Origin of the sequence: Shigella sp. FC1967 (assembly GCF_001743005.1) — a bacterium.
Taxonomy (GTDB): domain Bacteria; phylum Pseudomonadota; class Gammaproteobacteria; order Enterobacterales; family Enterobacteriaceae; genus Proteus.
Genome location: NZ_MIIZ01000936.1, coordinates 1 through 1,777, shown reverse-complemented (window position 1 = coordinate 1,777; position 1,777 = coordinate 1). Strand labels below are relative to the sequence as shown.

Annotated in this window: 1 protein-coding gene and 1 pseudogene; both read right to left on the bottom strand. The window is 47.9% G+C overall.

What is annotated here, in order from left to right:
* Positions 1–597 (bottom strand): annotated as a pseudogene (locus tag BHE89_RS16170) (AAA family ATPase); the annotation flags it as partial.
* 73 nt (positions 598–670) lie between these two features.
* Positions 671–1,603 (bottom strand): hypothetical protein, encoded by a 933-nt coding sequence (locus BHE89_RS16165; RefSeq protein WP_069370013.1) that lies wholly within the window; start codon positions 1,601–1,603, stop codon positions 671–673.
* Positions 1,604–1,777: the final 174 nt, after the last annotated feature.

Here is a 1,777-nt window from a genome sequence, read left to right as displayed (position 1 = left end):
TTTTTCTTTTCGGATCTCGCCCAGGTATTCTTCACCCTTGAATTTCAAGTAAGCGGAGTAGGTGAAGACGTTCTTCATCTGGGTGTGTGACAAGCCCAGGGCGTGGTTTGCGATGACAGCACGTTCGTTGCTCTCGAAGACTCCACCATCTTTCACGTTATCTTCACAGGTCTGGAGCAGTTTCAGGATTTCCTGATTGCTCATAGCCGGGAGATCGATGTGATAAACGAACTCTTCATTGAAGACGTCTTTGCCAGCGATGATGTAGTTGATCCCCTCATTCTCCAGATAGGTCAGTGATGACTTGAGGGCTGGGAGTGTTTCCGGGTTTGCACGTTGGCGGTCGAAAAAGAAAGTGTCGAACACGACAACTCCGTTTTTGGAGGACTTCTTGGACTCGTCCACCATTGCCTTCATCGTGCCTGGATCAGGCAGCTTCTTGAATGGCATTACAATAAAGTGCTTGCCGACTTTCTTTGCAATGTCAGAGAAAACGCTCTCTGCGCGGCCCAGCTCAAAAGTGCTAACGTTGATGACTGGAAAGGACAACTTGATTGGAATCTCAAGTTTGTCCATTTGCTGTGTAATATCGCTCATCGCTTATCCTTTAAATAAATTTCGACTTGTTGATCACCTCACATCATAAGTTCATTTTATGATGCTGTAAATATCACCTTCCAACTCTGTAGCTGTTCACGGCGGATTCAACGCGCTTGACTGACACGTCTATACCATTTGTCACCAGCAACTCATGCACTTGGCAACAGGCCTGTTGTTTCAGGCCAAAGAACTCTTCGTTAACACGGGCATACTCTGCTGCCGAATTGGAGGCGGCTCGTCTTAGATCTGGCATCAGAGATTTAACGCGAGACTCTACTTTGTCCAGAGAGGAACTGGCAGACGACAAGCTGAACAGCGAGAAGACGCTCCCAAAGTCGAAACCATCATTCAAACCGGCAAAGTCCATACCCAGATCGATAAACTCAGTTGCCATTGAGTGGTGCAGTGAGCCCACAATGTCACGATGATCCCCCAGCGCATTTGCGAAGGTTTTCACAGCTCTCTTCGCATCGTCTATTTCACTGCTGGCCGAGGAGTTTGACATCGACGACATGACGGAAATGCCCTTGTTGTCAGTCACAAGGTCGAGAACCTCCATTGTTTGTGCTGATGAAACACTGGAAGAGGCCTCACTGATTTCACGTAAGGCTTTTTGCCCCATGTCCACCAGTCGCTTGTTGCTCTCGTGGAGTCGAGATGCGGCGTCAAGCCTATCTTGAGCTTGGGTGATTCGTTCCAGAATCTGGCTACCGTCAATCGCTTGCTTCACGGCCCGAGAAACCAATCCCTCTTTGAGCTGGTCTCTCCCACGGCGCAAATACCGCAAATCGCTGTTATGGCCTTTTAGTGCTGAACGTATAACGGCGATGTCTCGACGAAACTGCCAGAACGTTATAATTTTTTGCCAGATCCCCAACTGAGCACGCTGCTGGCAAAGAGCTTCGTACTCTGCACCTTTCTCTTCAACCTGGCTGAGAGCTGCGGTAATCCTGTCTTGATATTGCCGGTCGTCAGCCAAGTAACTTTGAATTGCTTGTTCCATCCCGTACCCCAAAAACTTTCACATGTGAAAGTTCATTCTTTCTTTGTTCTGCCAGTACAAAGTATTTTGCCTTAGAACGACCTCACACCCCGCCCCTGCTCACGCCCATTTTGGGCAATTACAGATTCAGCATTTACAGGCTTATAATGTGATGCCGTAATAGACAAATAAAAA

Excerpts from the sequence above, each read along its gene's own strand:
- BHE89_RS16165 (WP_069370013.1), bottom strand. The coding sequence starts at position 1,603 with ATGGAACAAGCAATTCAAAGTTACTTGGCTGACGACCGGCAATATCAA.